This window comes from Ignavibacteriota bacterium, from assembly GCA_016708125.1.
Classification (GTDB): domain Bacteria; phylum Bacteroidota; class Ignavibacteria; order Ignavibacteriales; family Melioribacteraceae.
Window position 1 is genome coordinate 157,383 of sequence record JADJGF010000001.1, and the last position, 17,341, is coordinate 174,723.

Annotated in this window: 17 protein-coding genes; all 17 read right to left on the bottom strand. The window is 27.6% G+C overall.

The window, feature by feature from the left end; genetic code table 11:
- Positions 1–12 precede the first annotated feature (12 nt).
- The 17 genes from IPH62_00775 to IPH62_00855 all read right to left on the bottom strand — a co-directional run bounded on the left by IPH62_00775 (position 13) and on the right by IPH62_00855 (position 17,265).
- Positions 13–1,017: a hypothetical protein gene (locus tag IPH62_00775; protein ID MBK7103805.1), complete on the bottom strand. Its 1,005-nt coding sequence runs from the start codon at positions 1,015–1,017 to the stop codon at positions 13–15.
- A 265-nt stretch (positions 1,018–1,282) separates the two neighbouring features.
- Complete coding sequence (locus tag IPH62_00780) at positions 1,283–1,720, bottom strand: hypothetical protein (GenBank protein MBK7103806.1); 438 nt, start codon at positions 1,718–1,720, stop codon at positions 1,283–1,285.
- Positions 1,721–1,981: 261 nt separating this feature from the next.
- A complete protein-coding gene (locus tag IPH62_00785; GenBank protein ID MBK7103807.1) occupies positions 1,982–2,452 on the bottom strand; it encodes a DUF4279 domain-containing protein in 471 nt (156 codons plus the stop codon).
- 249 nt (positions 2,453–2,701) lie between these two features.
- Complete coding sequence (locus tag IPH62_00790; protein ID MBK7103808.1) at positions 2,702–3,094, bottom strand: hypothetical protein; 393 nt, start codon at positions 3,092–3,094, stop codon at positions 2,702–2,704.
- Positions 3,095–3,400: 306 nt separating this feature from the next.
- Positions 3,401–4,084, bottom strand: coding sequence for a hypothetical protein (locus IPH62_00795; GenBank protein MBK7103809.1), 684 nt, complete (start codon positions 4,082–4,084; stop codon positions 3,401–3,403).
- 250 nt (positions 4,085–4,334) lie between these two features.
- The gene (locus tag IPH62_00800; GenBank protein ID MBK7103810.1) at positions 4,335–5,477 is read right to left on the bottom strand and encodes an AP2 domain-containing protein; all 1,143 of its coding nucleotides are present in this window, start codon (positions 5,475–5,477) and stop codon (positions 4,335–4,337) included.
- Positions 5,478–6,286: 809 nt separating this feature from the next.
- Positions 6,287–7,150, bottom strand: coding sequence for an NAD(P)H-binding protein (locus IPH62_00805; protein MBK7103811.1), 864 nt, complete (start codon positions 7,148–7,150; stop codon positions 6,287–6,289).
- Positions 7,151–7,421: 271 nt separating this feature from the next.
- The gene (locus IPH62_00810; GenBank protein MBK7103812.1) at positions 7,422–7,898 is read right to left on the bottom strand and encodes a hypothetical protein; all 477 of its coding nucleotides are present in this window, start codon (positions 7,896–7,898) and stop codon (positions 7,422–7,424) included.
- A 242-nt stretch (positions 7,899–8,140) separates the two neighbouring features.
- A complete protein-coding gene (locus IPH62_00815; protein MBK7103813.1) occupies positions 8,141–8,536 on the bottom strand; it encodes a PIN domain nuclease in 396 nt (131 codons plus the stop codon).
- Positions 8,533–8,727, bottom strand: a complete 195-nt coding sequence (locus tag IPH62_00820; protein MBK7103814.1) for a type II toxin-antitoxin system VapB family antitoxin — start codon at positions 8,725–8,727, stop codon at positions 8,533–8,535. Before IPH62_00820 ends, IPH62_00815 begins: the two co-directional genes overlap by 4 nt.
- Before the next feature lie 859 nt (positions 8,728–9,586).
- Complete coding sequence (locus IPH62_00825) at positions 9,587–11,422, bottom strand: protein kinase (GenBank protein MBK7103815.1); 1,836 nt, start codon at positions 11,420–11,422, stop codon at positions 9,587–9,589.
- 2 nt (positions 11,423–11,424) lie between these two features.
- Entirely contained in the window at positions 11,425–12,075 is a 651-nt protein-coding gene (locus tag IPH62_00830; protein MBK7103816.1) for a hypothetical protein, read from the bottom strand.
- Positions 12,076–12,327: 252 nt separating this feature from the next.
- Entirely contained in the window at positions 12,328–12,843 is a 516-nt protein-coding gene (locus IPH62_00835) for a hypothetical protein (GenBank protein ID MBK7103817.1), read from the bottom strand.
- A 226-nt stretch (positions 12,844–13,069) separates the two neighbouring features.
- Complete coding sequence (locus IPH62_00840) at positions 13,070–14,077, bottom strand: hypothetical protein (GenBank protein ID MBK7103818.1); 1,008 nt, start codon at positions 14,075–14,077, stop codon at positions 13,070–13,072.
- A gap of 250 nt (positions 14,078–14,327) precedes the next feature.
- Positions 14,328–14,720: a hypothetical protein gene (locus IPH62_00845; GenBank protein MBK7103819.1), complete on the bottom strand. Its 393-nt coding sequence runs from the start codon at positions 14,718–14,720 to the stop codon at positions 14,328–14,330.
- An 809-nt stretch (positions 14,721–15,529) separates the two neighbouring features.
- Positions 15,530–15,997 (bottom strand): hypothetical protein, encoded by a 468-nt coding sequence (locus IPH62_00850; GenBank protein ID MBK7103820.1) that lies wholly within the window; start codon positions 15,995–15,997, stop codon positions 15,530–15,532.
- A gap of 362 nt (positions 15,998–16,359) precedes the next feature.
- Complete coding sequence (locus tag IPH62_00855; GenBank protein ID MBK7103821.1) at positions 16,360–17,265, bottom strand: hypothetical protein; 906 nt, start codon at positions 17,263–17,265, stop codon at positions 16,360–16,362.
- Positions 17,266–17,341 lie beyond the last annotated feature (76 nt).

Here is a 17,341-nt window from a genome sequence, read left to right on the forward strand (position 1 = left end):
TTAGCTGTATTTTTATTTGTTCACAGAATATAAATCAAATATTTTTTCTTCCTCGCCAACAAGGGAATTATAAGTTTGAATAAAATGTTTGGGCCCATGTAAAAACAATTCCTTAAATGCATTTCTCCCTAATTTATTATCAATCTGGCTTGCCATTTTACATCCAACCATATAAAATGCTCTCTCCATTACACCAATTTGAATTAGATTTTTCTGCATCTCCATCGGTGTTTTTAAAAGATTTGGGATGTCTCTATAAAAGTTGTTCAGTTTAGCAAAAAGATTTTTAACACTTTTTTCATTTTCCAGTAGTTGATAATCTTTTTGTAATAAAGGATCGACATTTGGAAATTTTTCTAAAGCTTTGTATCCAATATATGTTGCTGTTCCTTCTGCCCAAAGTAATAAATAAATTTGGTCTAATTCATTGTTCAGGGAATCTGATTTACTAAGTATTTTACACGCTCTTTGACATCTGTGAAATAGTTCATGAATTATTAGATTTTCTTTATCAGCATTCTCTCCATAAATAACAAGGTCATTTCTTATTTGAAATCCATTTGGAATAATTGCAGTTGTAAAATAAATTGTTGCATTAATTGAAGGACAATTTTCTGGAAGGAAGGAATATAAAAAAGGAATTGCTCGCTCTTCGAAATGATTTTCATTTTCTAAAACTTGTGATGATAGCATGAGTTGGGCATTATTTTGTCTTTCATTCAATGGAACTTCTAAAAATGATTTTAAACTATTTTTCCATTGATCCATATTTATAGGAAAGGATGCTTGTTGATGCCAAAGCTTGTAAAGTTTATATGCTGAATCGTTCTCCCAAAATGATTCTGAGTTGTTTAAGACTGTTTCTGGATCAAGAACAATTTTTTTAAGTGAGGAGTTATCAAATTTGATTCTTGATTGCAAGAATGAAATCTCATTAGCCGCGTCTTTATTTTCTAATTGTGCATATAAACATTGACTAATTATTACAAACAAAATAAATAAAAAATTCTTATTCATATAAAATATCCTTATTTATAAAATTTACCTTCAATACAGCTAACGGCGTGGCAAATAACCCGTCCGCCAATAACTAAAATTTTATTTAATAACGAATGGTAAATTTACCAGAGCAAAGTTTAACTTTCTTTAGCAAACTTTGCGACTAAACTTTTTGAATTGTACTTCACTTTTACAAAATACTTAAATGAACTTCGAAACTTTCTGTTTACAAACCAAACCAGAATTGAGCGAAGCGGTCGGGTTGATTTGTTTGTTATACAACCTATTGTATTTCAAAATTTACTGACGAATTTGGTTTCGTTTCTATATCGTAATAACCAGTTAATTTATATTTCCCAATTGGCAATTCTTTTTGTTCGTTTGTTTGAAGCTTTTTTTTAAACTTGAATACTAAAGTGTCATTACTTTTTATTTTAATTTTACTTACAACTTGTATATATGAATTATCTATTTCATATTTAAGTTGATAGTCATTACTAATTATTAATCCATATTGTTTTGAATCATTAAATGTAAAACTCATAACTTCATCTGAATTATTTAAAACAATAAATTCTCCTTCAAAACTTTCTCCAACATTGAAAATATTTTTAAACAATTTTAGTTCAACTTTAGGTTCATTATTTTCTGATACTAAAAAACAACCTTTTGATAGAATTATTACAAAACCGAATAAATAAATTATTTTAGAAATTTTCATATTCTTATTTTTTTTGGTTGTATAACGGCGTGGCAAATAACCCGTCCGCCCAAATCCGTCAGCTGACGGAACAATTTTATTAAATAACAATTGGTAAATTTTAAAGAGCAGTTTTTATTTTGCTTTTAACAAAAACTGCGACACACTTTTCTAAATTGTACTTCACTTTAACAAAAAACTAAAATTTACTTTCAAACTTTTGATTTACAAACCAAACCGGAATTGAGCGAAGCGGTCGGGTTGATTTGTTTGTTATGTGTTTTATTTAATATTTCTGAATTCAAAATAATTTGAATATTCCAATAACTCTTTTAGTAATTCAGATTCAGCACCTAAACCAAAATATTTTTCATTTATTTTAAGATAAACGAAAATAGATATTTGAGTATTCTCTGAATCTTGTAATAATTGCTTAATTTCATCTTTAACTTTCCTAATTCTTTTTAGTAAATAAAAAGCATGATTTTCGAAGCGTTGAACTTTAATTTTATTTTCAGTGGAATAAACCCAAAGTGTAAACTGACGAATCTTTTTTACTTTTTTTACTTTTTTAGATTCTTCATCTAATTCTTTTCCAAAATAAATTTCACCTTTATTAAAATATCTAAGGGGTTTTAATTTTAATATTTTAGAAAGTTCATTCTTTTTATAAGTATTTGAATGTATACCATATTCAATATGAATTTCATTATAATCATAAAAGCTAAATTCTTGCAATAATTTTGTTTTCATAAGATTCTCTTTTAAAACACATAACGGCGTGGCAAATAACCCGTCCGCCCAAAACTCAATTTTATAAAATAACGATTGATTAATTTTAAAGAGCAGTTTTTAATTTGGTTTTACAAAAAACTGCGACTCACTTTTCTAAATTGACTTCACTTTAGCAAATAACTTAAATGAACTTTCCAAACTTTATGTTTACAAACAAAACCCAAACGAGCGAAGCGGTCGGGTTGATTTGTTGGTTATACTGTTTTTTCAATTTACAACAAGAATTGTTACACGTTTGCTCACACTTTGACCGCCTTTTCCATCCCGAACCGAACAGCTAATCCATGCTGAATCTGTTGGTTCATCTTTTCCTTTTGTTGGATAGAAGACTCTTGTATTTTCTCTTGTGTGATACAAGATAGATTCATTTCCATTATCTTTTATTTTTAATCTTGAATCTGTAAACCAATCATAAAATATACTATCTTCATCCGGTTCAACCGCTTCACAAATTACAATAACAGAATCTTCAGAATTAACAATTTTGGGAAAAACTTGTAATGATAATAATATTGGATCATTGTTTTTTGACTCAGTAGAATTTTCATTACAAGATATTAGAATTATTATTAAGAGAACTCCAAATATTTTTATTTTCATCTTAATTCCTTATTTAATTACTCATCTTAATATTTAGTAATTAATTCTTTTGTGATTTTTAACAGTATAACGGCGTTGCAAATTACCCGTCCGCCCAAATCCGTCAGCTGACGGAACAATTTTATTAAATAACGATTGGTTTATTTTACAAAGCAGTTTTTATTTTTCATTTACAAAAACTGCGACTCACTTTTCTAAATTGCACTTCACTTTAACAAAAAACTAAAATTAACTTCTAAACTTTCTGTTTACAAACCAAACCCTAATTAGCGAAGCGGTCGGGTTGATTTGCTTGTTATACCACTTTTAAAAAAATATTGATAATCCTAAATTTACTCCAACTCCAGATAAATACTTTATGTTTTTTTGACCAGTTTTTTCATTAATATAATTCGAACTTGGATCATCGAAAATAGTATTTTCTATTGTCTTAATATCTAAATTACCTAATGTCAATGCTAACCCATATTCTCCAGATAGAAAAACATTTTTATATAGTTTATATTCAACTCCCATGAGTAATTCTATACCATAATTCAATCCCTTCTCACTACTTTTCCTAATTCTGGTTAAACCAATTTCTGGATATTCATAAGAATACTCATCTTTGGTATAACCAATAAATGTTCCTCCTCCAATGATTAGAGAAAATTTTTCAAAGTTTAATATACTTTGTAGATATTGAATTGATAATTTCATATCATAATCTTTGGTTGTTTCCGCTGAATTATAAATATTATTTTGAAGATTTTGATCAGCATCAATATCTTGATCTCTAATTATTGTTAGTATTCCTAAACGCAATCCAGATTTCTCTGATAGCAAATATCGATAAGCAAGTGTATAAGAATTAAAATTAGTGAGAGAAAGTGATCTAATTTGAAATTGAATTCCATGTCTTAAATTATTTTTTTCAACATTGCAACTATCTTGAGCATTGATTGTTATAAATCCAAAAAATAATAAAATCAGAATAATTAACTTTTTCATATTTCCTCTATTTTTTAAGTGGTATAACGGCGTGGCAAATAACCCGTCCGCCCAAAACTACAATTTTACTAAATAACGAATGGTTTATTTTAACAAGCAGTTTTTAATTTTATTCAGCAAAAACTGCGACTTACTTTTCTAAATTGTAATTCACTTTTACAAAAAACTAAAATTTGCTTTCAAACTTTCTGTTTACAAACCAAACCAGAATTGAGCGAAGCGGTCGGGTTGATTTGCTTGTTAGCCATTTTTAAAACATTGGTTTAATATCAATACTAGACTTTTCAACCTCTCTCTCAATACCGTAATTTTTTGATATTTTTTTAACTAAATTATAAAACCAAAGCGGTGATTGAGGAGCAACATAAATTTTTCGTATAAAATAGTTTAGATTTATTTTTACCCAGATTCCTTTTAATTCTGCAAATTCTTTTTCATTTAAAAATTTTTTATTTTTTTTATCAGATAAATCAATTATTGCTCGTAATTCGTTTTCATGCTTGAATGAGTCTCGTTTATAAAAGAAGGGATTGTAAATATTATCTTCAGGTATCCAATGCTTATTGTAATCAATATACTTTACTTCTCCAATTTGAAAATTTGATTTCAAACATTTTCTTAACGATTTATATGTTGTTTGAATACAAATTGCTTCATTAGTTTGAGCATATAATTTCCACATTGCAGCAGATTCTTGATTTCCCTTATACCAACAACTTAATAGAATATATTTTTTTATTTCTTTTATTCTATCAATTAAATCTTGTATAGACTGTTTATTTTTACTTCGACTATAGATGAAAGATCTTAATTTACTATTCCAACTTGAAAAAGTACCTTCAAAATAATCATCCATTAATTCAACACTTGGGAAAAATAATCCACCATTTTCTAATATTGAAACAAATTTAGTAAAATCCATATATCGCCATATTTTAACATCGCTTGGATTGGGAGGTAAAAATAATGTGCTAACTGTTGAAGTAGTCTTTATAACATTTTGTCCATCTAGTCTAGCTTGAATTGCAAGTGTTCTTGCTTTTTCATCGCCAAAAATATGAATAGGAAATCGTTTTGACTTTTGCTTTTTATTAACAGTCCAGTAAGCTTGATAATACCAAGTTTCACTTATAATATTTCCATTCTCGTCTTTTCTTGTATCACAAGTTTTATTAACACCGATTGGAAGTGTATCATCATGTTTTCTTTTCTGATCAAGATTATTTTTATTTAAAAAGTTTTCTCGATCATTAATCGCTGCTTTTTTCGCATTTTCCTTAGAGCCGTAGTCAATAGTATGAAATATCTTAGAATATCTTTTATAACCATGATATTTTATTTGTAAATAATATCCTAAACCAGTTTCTTTAATATATTTATTTTCTTTACTCATATTAAATGGCTAACGGCGTGGCAAATAACTTGTCCGCCCAAATCCGTCAGCTGACGGAACAATTTTATTTAATAACGATTAATTCATTTTAAAGAGCAGTTTTTAATTTGCCTTTAGCAAAAACTGCGACTTACTTTTATAAATTGTACTTCACTGTTACAAAAAACTAAAATTTACTTTCTAACTTTTATTTTGCACAAAACCTAAACGAGCGAAGCGGTCGGGTTGATTTGCGTGTTATACACTTTTATACAAATTTTTTGTTTTAACTTTTTCAGAAAATTTATTTAACAGATTTTTCTTAAATCTTTTGAAAACTTTTATTTAGCGGAAACTTAAACAGCTCTAAATTTTAAATACATTTTTTGGATAGAAATACTTGAACAGCAATTTTACGTTTTAGAAAAACTAAAACTTAGAAAAATGTTTAACAAAAATAATTGAAAGAACGAAAACTAATTTTTAGAAATGATTTACAATTTATAATTTTTGAAAAAACCAAAATTTGATTTTACAAAAGTTAAAAAACTTAAAACTTTACAAAACTTTAAAGACAATTTTAAATAGTTTTTAAACCGTGTATAACGGCGGCGCCGATAACCCGCTGCCCAGAACAGCAGTGCAGATTAAAAAGACAAAGCCAAAGATTTAGCAAACTGTACTTATTTTTCATTGAAAGTACAGTTTGCAACAATGTTAATTAATAGAACTACTTAGAGCAACAAACTTAACACGGAACAACAAAGCCAAAAATTTAAAAACTGCCAAATGCGAAAAGGCAGTCGGGTTGATTGGCTTGTTAGGCATACTTATTTAATATTTCCTTTAAAATAATCACTTAATGAAGTATTAAGCGTTACTAAGTTTGCATTGTTATTCTCTGCTATCGCTTTACCATCAATTACTGCTTCAATCATTTTCACAAGATTTTTGGTTGCATCCTCACTAAATCCAATTTGTTTAATAGTATCTTCCCATTTTTCTCTTTCTATTTGTTGAACTTCAATTTCTTTATTTAAAATATCTTTTAATATTTTTGCAACATCTCTCGTGCTGTATGATTCAGGTCCTTGTACTTCAAATATTTGTGATTCATCAAAATCTTTGATAATAATATTTGACACAAATTGTGCAACGTCCATCGGTGATATCATTGGTATTTTCAAATCAATTGGGAAAAATGTTGGTAAAACACCATATTCCTTTACTAATGGTAAATATGGTAACCAATTGCTAAAATAATAGGCTGGTCTTACAAATATTTTCAGTACTGCAATATTATTAAATGAATGTTCAAGCAGATATGACATTTCAAGATTTCCGGTTCCGTTTGGATGTTGAGCTCCCATAGATGACAAACCTATAATTTTACTTATTCTTGAAGATTCAATAGCAATTTCTAGATTTTTTAATATTTTTTTGGTATCTCCAATAACATCATTTGAATGACTGGCTTCGGGAGTTAGTACAAAAATTACATCACCATCTTTCAACGATTCTTTTAATGCTGGCAAATCGAAAAAATCTGCAACTGAAACTTGAATACCATTACTTAATAATTTGGCTGCTTTTTCTTTATTTCTAACAACTGCTTTAATTTGAGCGTGTTTTGTCATTAAATTTTCAACGACGGCATTTCCAACTTGCCCAGATGCCCCTAAAATAATATTCATATATAAAATCCCTTCTTTAGTTTAGAATTATTCTTGTATGCCTAACGGCGTGGCAAATAACCCGTCCGCCCAAATCCGTCAGCTGACGGAACAATTTTATTAAATAACGAATGGTAAATTTTGCAAAGCAGTTTTTAATTTTCCACCAGCAAAAACTGCGACTCACTTTTCTGAATTGCACAAACTTTAACAAAAAACTTAAGTTAAACTTCCAAACAAACTTTTTACAAAATACCGCCGAGTGAAAACGGCGGTCGTGTTGATTTGTTTGTTATATGGTATTTTTTTGTAATTCTATCTTATATCTATTAAACTTTTTGTAATTAAAATTAAACTCATTATCCTTTCCAATTATGAATTTTTCGCATAAATAAAATAGTTCATTTTTTATGTTGGTTAATAATTCATCAATTTTGATTTTACTTAAATATTCTGAATTTTCCGTCAATGCAAAATCAATCTTTTTATCTGACTTATTTTTTAAAATAAACCAAAATGGTATTGCTTGAGTTAATAATATTTTTTGCTTTATAATTTCTATAGAAAGATAATAAGGATAATCAGTTGGAAATAAACTTACACTAAATTTTATAATTCTTTTCTTTTTTTTATATTCAATTATGAAAGAATCATTTCGTATTTCTTCGTTTTTTTTAAAACCTAAAGTAAAGAATTGTTCATCAAAATATAATTTGATAGTTGTAAATAGTAGTTCTTTATATTCAAATTTTTCATTTTTATTATTCATTTTTATACCATATAACGACGTGGCAAATAACCCGTCCGCCAAAAACAAAAATTTTATTTAATAACGAATGTTTTATTTAAAGAGCAGTTTTTAATTTTCATCAGCAAAAACTGCGACTTACTTTTCTAAATTGCACTACACTTTTACAAAAAACTAAAATTGACTTTTATACTTTCTGTTTACAATCCAAACCAGAATTGAGCGAAGCGGTCGGGTTGATTTGCTGGTTATATGCGGTTTTTTTACTTGTTGTAAACTTTTAACTTTAGATATTTTTCAAATGGTTCGAAATCTTTATCGTTATGTAATAATGAAAAATTATTTTCTATACAAAATGTTGCAATCATTGCATCAATCGTTTTTCTAATTGTTACACCCTTTTTTCTTAACAAACGATAATTAGTTGCACTTTGAATTGCTATTTCCTTGCCACCAATATCAAAACAAGGAAAGGATAATAGAATGGTTTTCGCTTTTTGAAAATCTTTATCATTTTTAAAACCTTGTAACACCTCTGTCAACACATAATCGCCAATAACAACTAATTCTCTTCCAAGTATTGAATCTAAAACTTCAACTTGCCAATTATTTTTTCCATTAAAATAATCAATAAGAACTGTTGAATCTAAGAAAATCATTTATCAACTCGCATTTTCTCAATATCTCCTTCCCATTGAAGTTTTCCACGAAATACTTTTAATTTTGATTGATTTTTAATTTTAATTAATGCTTTTAATCCTTCTTCAACAACTTCTTTTTTTGTTTTAAATCCAGTTGATTCAAGAGCTAAGTTCATTAATTTATCATCTATTACTATATTTGTTCTCATAATTTTGTCCTTTTTGTAATGTGTAATAACTATTGTAAAGATACACATTTATCAACATTTTTACAATTTCTTTTTTCGCATATAACGGCGTGGCAAATAACCCGTCCGCCCAAATCCGTCAGCTGACGGAACAATTTTATTTAATAACGAATGGTAAATTTTACAAAGCAGTTTTTATTTTTCCATTAACAAAAACTGCGACTTACTTTTCAAAATTGCACTTCACTTTAACAAAATACTAAAATTTACATTCAAACTTTTTATTTTGCACAATACCCAAACAAGCGAAGCGGTCGGGTTGATTTGCGTGTTATACACTTTTATATAAATTGTTTGTTTTAACTTTTTTTGAAGAATTTATTTCACAGATTTTAAAACTTTTACAAAATATTTATTTATTTGAAAATTTAAAACAGCTCTAAATTTTAAATACATTTTTTGAATAGAAAAACTTGAATAACAATTTATAATTTTAGGAAAACTAAAACTTTGAAAAATGTTAAACAAAAATAATTAAAAGAACGAAAACTTAAATTTTGGTAGAAATAACTTTTAAACAACTTTACAACAGAATTAAAATTTGATTTTACAAAAGTTAGAAAACTTAAAACTTTACAAAACTTTTAAGACAATTTTAAATAGTTTTTAAACCGTGTATAACGGCGTGGTTGCTAAGGCGCAGCCCAGAACAACTCCGCCAATTTATTAAACAACTTTTTATTTACTACAAAACTTACATTTACAAATACAGCCAAACAGCAAAGTCGAAACGGTACAACAAACTTTATAAATTACATAAAATCAGAAAGCGAAAATGCTGTCGCCTTGAGCAACATGTTAGGCATATAAATTAGTTAATCTATGAATCAATAATGTCATAGTTTATGAATTCAACAAAGGGACTTATTCCTTTATCCCTCTTAAATCGGTGTTGTAAAAAATACCCATTTGATTTTGAAAGATGATCTTTGTAGTCGCCAATTGTAGAAGAAAATGAATTTATATCCTTTATTTGATACTGTAATGAAATTTCTTTCGAAATATTAAAAATTTGTTGTATCTCAGAATAGATGTAAATTATAATATCATCTTCTGTTAATTTACGTTCATATTTTATTTGAAGACCACATTGATCTCCATCAAGGATTAGGTAACTAGATGTTTTTTTCAAGGGATTTTTTACACATATATTTATTGTGTTATTACCGTCTTTAATTATTTCGTCAATTGTGTAGAATTTGAAATTAAGTTTGGAATAATCTATCTCATCATATAAAATGGGTCTATTCAACCTTTGAATAGGGCCTAAGAATTGTTTTAATTCAACTTCCCATAGATTTGCTTCTTTTAGTTGTGGAGAATATAATTTAAAAATTGATCCTAAATTATGTGGGGTCGGAAGTGCGAAATAACATTCTTTGAAGTAAATATTTTCTCTTTTCTCATCAAAAACATTTATCGCAATCATAATTACACCAACCAATTCGCTAATTTGAATAAAGTTTAGTTCTTGTTTTACTTGTCTAATTAAGATCTCTAATTCATTTCTATACTCATCTATATCATTGTTTGTCGCAATTGATTTCAAAGTCAGTGAAATTATTTTCTGTGAATAGTAAAATGGTATTTTATATCTCTCGCCCATTAATTTCACCAGATTATAATGTTCTTCGAGTAATTTAGGATTTTCTTTGTTTTCAAATAACTCAATATATAACTGACTTATTTTATGGATAAAAAACAGTAAGTTCTCATTTACTAAATATTTATTCCCACCATTTTTTCTTATATAACTTTTTAGTTCATTGGAATAAATTTTTTTCATTTTTTTTAGTTTCTCAGGGTAATTACTTAATATTTCCAGTAAATCATCAATGGTCTTCACACGAGTTCCTTTGGGTTGTAAACACTTGATAATTACATCTCTTACTAGTTTGTCAGTTATATTAAAGTGATGCAATATTTCATTTATATTTAATTTTTTTTCATTGCAGAGTATACCAAGTGGTGGAATATTATCCTCAAGAATACTGTTATGATCATAAAGTGATAATATTAAATGCCCAAGTTGCCATAAATCGGTTTGCTTATCTTGTCCTAAATCATTAAAACTCTCTGGCGAGGAATTTCTTGATTTAGATTTTAGAACTGAATCTGGTGCACTATCAATCTTTGCTAATCCAAAATCTGATAAAATAATTTTTCCACTGAGGACGTCGTAAAAGACATTGCGAGTTGATATATCCAAATGGGCAATATTTTTTTCATTATGTAAATACCTCAATACCTCAATTAAGCTATAAATTATTAAATAAATATCATATTCAGCTAATTGACAATTTTTTAGTAATAAACTTAAATCATTTGAAGAAATCTCAAAGGATATATATGGTTGTTTTGTTGAAGAAGATTCCTTTAACTTAATAATGTTTGGATGATTTAAAGATTTTAATATTTTAATTTCATTCTTAAACTGTAACTTAGCTTGGTAGAGTAATTTTTTATTGAGCAAATAGGAAGAAGCCATACTTGGGATATAAGGAGAAAAGATTTTTCTTACTTTTATTTTGTTATCTTCAAACATTTGTAAATTGGTTTCAAAATCAGTACTCAATCCATTTTTACCAATGTCGAATTCTAAAAATATTTTAGAGAATGCACCTCTTGCAAATGGTTCAGGTGTAATTATTTTCATTTTCAATACCTCACGCTAATTTTTATAAATTTAATATTGATATCGTCGTAGCCCATTTCTTTTGTAAACAATGAAGCAATTGTAAAAGTGTTATTCCCTTTTATTAAGAAAGAGGCTGGAATATCAAAACTGAAATCGGAATAAGTTTCAAACATTTCTTTTTCAGGTGGGTAATTAGCAATTTCATTTAAGAAACTAAATGGCTTTTTGTTTACTAACATTAATACGGGACCATTTTCGACAACTGGATCAACGTGTTTTGCGATTATCATACCAATGGCTTCTTCAGGATCATCGGTTAGTCTAAAATTCCAAGTATAGAATGTGCTATCAGGTTTATTTGGAATAAAATTACTCATATCAACATCCCCAATATGTACCCGAGTATCATCTTCAAAAACTATTTCAAAACCGGTAAACTGTTTTTCAATTATGAATGAGGTAAATATTATTCCGCAATAGAGAATCAACAAATAGTAAGGATATTTTTTGTATTTAATTAAGTATGCGGATGCTATTAAAAATAAAAAAATTGAAATAAAAAAAGTGATAATTAAATTTTCACTAATAAATTTTGTTAAGAAGATTACCACAATGGTAAAAATCAGGTTTAATAGAAAATAGATAAATTCAGATGGAAATTCTTTACTCATACTCAACCAATTTAGTTTATGCCTAACGGCGGCGCAAATAACCCGTCCGCCAAAAACTACAATTTTATTTAATAACGAATTTTATAATTACCGAGCAAAGTTTAATTTTTCTTTAACAAACTTTGCGACTCACTTTTCTGAATTGCACTTCACTTTTATAAAATACTATAATTGAAAACTAAACTTTTTGTTTACAAATCAAACCAAAATTGAGCGAAGCGGTCGGGTTGATTTGTTTGTTAGGTTGCATTTTTAATATTGTAAATATTTTTCGTTTTCTATTTCATGAATTATTCTTAGATAATTCTCTGCTGTTTTTACAATTTTTTGATCTTTGTTAGACAAGAATAATTCTATTTTATTTATAATGGTTTTTGATTCCAATTCCGAAATGATTTTAGAAGAAAATGCAAATTGAGCAACAACTTTTATTTCTTCATATTTTAAATCTCTTGATAACATAATTACAAGATTTGTATAATGTGTTATTAATTCTGCCCAATCAACGGAAATGTATTGAAACAAATTATATCTTTCTTCACTTGATAATTTTAGTAATTTATTAAAAACTAAAGTATCACCTTTTTTTATTTCCAAAAACGACTTTTCAATTATTGACCACCAAAGACTATCTGGAAAATGACGAATATTATAGTGATCCAAATAATAAATCATATTGTCATAACTCAAATTATTTTTTTGACAATAATTTTCATTTGGAAATATTATAAGATGCGAAATTAAAATAATTATATATATCAATTTCATCATGCAACCTAACGGCGTGGCAAATAACCCGTCCGCCCAAAACTACAATTTTATTAAATAACGTATGGTTTATTTTAAAGAGCAGTTTTTAATTTGGTTTTACAAAAAACTGCGACTCACTTTTCTGAATTGTTCTACACTTTAACAAAAAACCAAAATTTACTCTCAAGCTTTCTGTTTACAAACCAAACCAGTATTGAGCGAAGCGGTCGGGTTGATTTGTTTGTTATACAACATAATTTCCAACTTCTTGCTTTAAAAACCAATATTCTAAATACTGAACTGATTTTGTCCAATTAGTCACAGTTTGAATATTAGGAATTTTTTGTTCATTTGTTTCAATGTCTCTATAATCTAAAGAACCGTGATGTGCAATTTTATTTCTACATCTAAAAAGATTTTCGAGATTCTTAAAAATTTTAGGCTGTTCTTCTGCAAAACTTTTCCCAAACGCCTCTGATGCAACTATTTCTATTATATTTGTTGGTGAATTTTTTTTGTTCGATTTATATTTATATTCTTTTCCATCATTTAATTTGAAAGTTCTTTTTACCATTGATTCGACTGATATTGCAAGCTCAAAAACTGACCGATGCAAATTTAAATCAAAAAGTGAAGATACTGCACCCGACAACATTTGTGAATGAAATTGAGGTTTAGGAGATAAGTCATTTTGTAAAATAAATTTAAGTTGATTTGAATTTTTTAGTGATAATTTTTTTGAAGGTAAATAATTTCCAAGTATGTTCTCTAAGTCGTAAACTTCTAATAGATGAGCTTTATTTGTGCCTCCACCAATTTTTTCACCTTTTTCGTTTTTCCATTTTGCATTGTAAAAAAAAGCGTGATCCCTTGGATATTCAATGAGGTAAGGATTGTAAAGAACGTATTTTAAATAAAAAATTATTCTTGAATAAGCTTCAAAAGCAACATTTGAAAATTCTGGTAAAATATTATCAAAAAATATAATTCTTTTTTCATAGTCTTGAACTTTTTCAATTTTAGGAATGTCAAAATTACCTTTCTTTGAAACTTCTATTTTTATTTCAAATATTGGTTCAGTAAAATGTTTATCTCCTTCATTCTTGAATTTACAAGAAAAACATTTTTCGAAATTAACTTTAACATCAGAGTCATTAATATTACTAAAAAAAGAAATCTCAGAATCTTCAGGCCACATAACCATAATGTGATTTTTCAATTTAATGCTAAATGTAGCTACCAGTTTTTCCATTTTTTTTGTTGTATAACGACGTTGCGCCTAACCCGCCGCCCATAACAGGGAAGCCAAGCTAAAACACAACTGATAAATATTTAACAAACTGCACTTAATTTGCATCAGCAAGTGCAGTTTGTAAGTTAATTAATTAGAACGAACACTTAGAACAAAATGCCGAACAAAAACTAAACACCAAAAAATTCAAATTCGCCGAACAAAAATGGCGGTCGGGTTGAGGCGCTGGTTATATGCAATAAACTAGGAACTATGAACAAAGAGAAATAAACTTTTTACGAAACTCTGGATTAAAATAAATTGTATTTAACATAAAACATTTTTGGTTATTGCAAATTTTATAAGTGAAAGAGCCAAATAAACGAGTTTCTATAAATGTAAAAGAATCATAACCAGCAATTGATTTGATTTCAGTTATTTTAACTTTTGATTTCTTAAACCAGCTCTGAAATATTAATTCATCATCATTTAATACAACAAACAATCTAAATGGAAGAAATAAAAAGTAAATCAGAACAGAGAACCCGATTAGTAATAAAAAAACTTCTCTAAAAACAATTCCACTGACAATAAAAAGGACAAAAAGAATAACAAAAATATACTTGTAACCAGAAGTAAATTTCCAGGAAGCTTTGTATTTCATATTTGCATATAACGGCGTGGCAAATAACCCGTCCGCCCAAATCCGTCAGCTGACGGAACAATTTTATTAAATAACGAATGGTTTATTTTAAAGAGCAGTTTTTATTTTTCTCGGCAAAAACTGCGACTCTCATTTTGAATTGTACTACACTTTTACAAAAAACTTAAATTTACTTTCCAACTTTTTATTTTTTACAAAACCCAAACCAGCGAAGCGGTCGGGTTGATTTGCGTGTTATACACTTTTATATAAATTTTTTGTTTTAACTTTTTTTGAAGAATTTATTTTACAGATTTTTAAACTTTTACGAAATATTTATTTATTTGATAATTTTAAACAGCTCTAAATTTTAAATACATTTTTTGAATAGAAAAACTTGAATAGCAATTTATAATTTTCGAAAAACTAAAACTTTGAAAAATGTTTAACAAAAATAATTAAAAGAACGAAAACTAATTTTTAGAAATGATTTACAATCTTTAATTTTTTGTAAAAAACTAAAATTTGTTTTTACAAAAGTTTGAAAACTTAAAACTTTACAAAACTTTAAAGACAATTTTAAATAATTTTCAAACCGTGTATAACGACGTTGCGCCTAACCCGCCGCCCATAACAGGGAAGCAGAGTAAAGCACAAATGCCAATGATTAAACAAACTGCACTTAACTTGCGTCAGCAAAAGTGCAGTTTGTAAGTTAATTAATTAAAACGAACACCTTGAACAAAATGCCGAACAAAAATACAATTCCAAAAATCTCAAATCCGCCGAACTAAAAAGGCGGTCGGGTTGAGGCGCTGGTTATATTGCTTTTATAATTTAATATTGAATTTATTAATTACACTTAAAAAATTATTACAACCAAAATATTTAATAATAAAATTATTAGTTTGTTGACATTCAAAAATATCTTGGATTACATTAAAATTATCATCTTCATACCATTCCGCTTGACTCAGTATTTCAAAGTTTTCCGAAAATTGAATTAGATGATATTTTCTGCTCATTTTATTTTGCACACTATCGTAACAACTAAAAAAGAATGAATAGAAATTAGTTCTACCATTTGAGTCAAAATAATATTGATGTCCTAAATACCATTGATTTGATTTGTTATATTCGGTTGTTGATAAATAAATCGGTGATTTGATTGAATCGAAAATAATCTCGTAGATTTCAGTGTAATAATGTTCCAATTTATCACGTAAAGATATTTCAATAGGATTTTCATTCCCTTCTACTTTTTGGAATGTTCGAATAGAAAAATTAGCGTTATCCATTATTTTTGAAACAACTAAATTTAATTCATTAAATTTGATCACTAAAGTGGTATCACGTATTTGTGCGAAAGACCAATTAGTTACAAATAAAAAAAGGAAAAATGCTATTTTCATACTAATGACTTTTAGCAATATAACGACGTTGCGCCTAACCCGCCGCCCATAACAAGGAAGCCAAGTAAAACACAAATGCCAATGATTAAACAAACTGCACTTAACTTGCATCAGCAAAAGTGCGGTTTGTAAGTTAATCAATTAGAACGAACACTTAGAACAAAATCTTTAACTAAAACACAATTTCAAAAATCTCAAATTCGCCGAACTAAAACGGCGGTCGGGTTGAGGCGCTGGTTAGGCTGTTATTATTTTAAAGAATTAACTTCTTCCCATTGATTATTTATAATTAAGTATTTTTTTGTATCAATGACTTTATAATTAGTATCATAAGAAAAAACTTCTTGTCTTAAATACTTCAAACATTCTCCCCAGGGTCCACAATTGTAAATATCACTTGCATACATATCTTCACTTATATTTTTATTAACATTAGTAAGCCAATTTATTTCTGTTAATAATAAAGAATCGTGAATAAAACTGTAACAATTAATAACTATAATGGAGTTGCCTTGATCATCTTCAAACCAATCTTCTTCCGTTAATTGAGTTGTTCTCAAAACACCATTAATAATCTCCTTGTGTTCAAAATTATTACGATTAGAATATTCTGATTCAATTAATGAAAGATGTCCATCCCTAATTTTGTATTTTTCCAGTAGTCCACCTCGTCCACCCATAAATTGAGCGTAAGATTCTATTATTTGATTTTCATAGTCAACAGAATATTCATTTAAAGTGCTAAATTCTTGTGAATGAATGAAGCAAGATTTTATAGGATCATAAATCCAAAAAGAATAATTTGGAACTAAATTGGTATGACCATCAGAGATTTCGACATCTAGATAATTGTCGAGATTTATATCAACAAATTTTAATGGCGGTATACAATAGTCTAAAGTATCATAAATTATCTGAATTAAAGAATTTGATGATAAATCGAAAACTTTTGCTTTGAAAACGTAATTACAATAATCATATATGGAATCTTTAATAGTATCACATTCTGAAATAAAAATTAAAGAGTTAATTTTATTGTTGATTACTACTGTGTCTTTTTTAATGATATCTTGGCAGACTGCTTTAGTGAAGACCATTGGATATGTTAGGTTAATAAAAAAGAATGCAAATAAAAGTAAATATTTCAATTTCATAAAGTATTTACAGCCTAACGGCGACGCAAATAACCCGTCCGCCCTAAACTTCGATTTTATTAAATAACGAATTTTA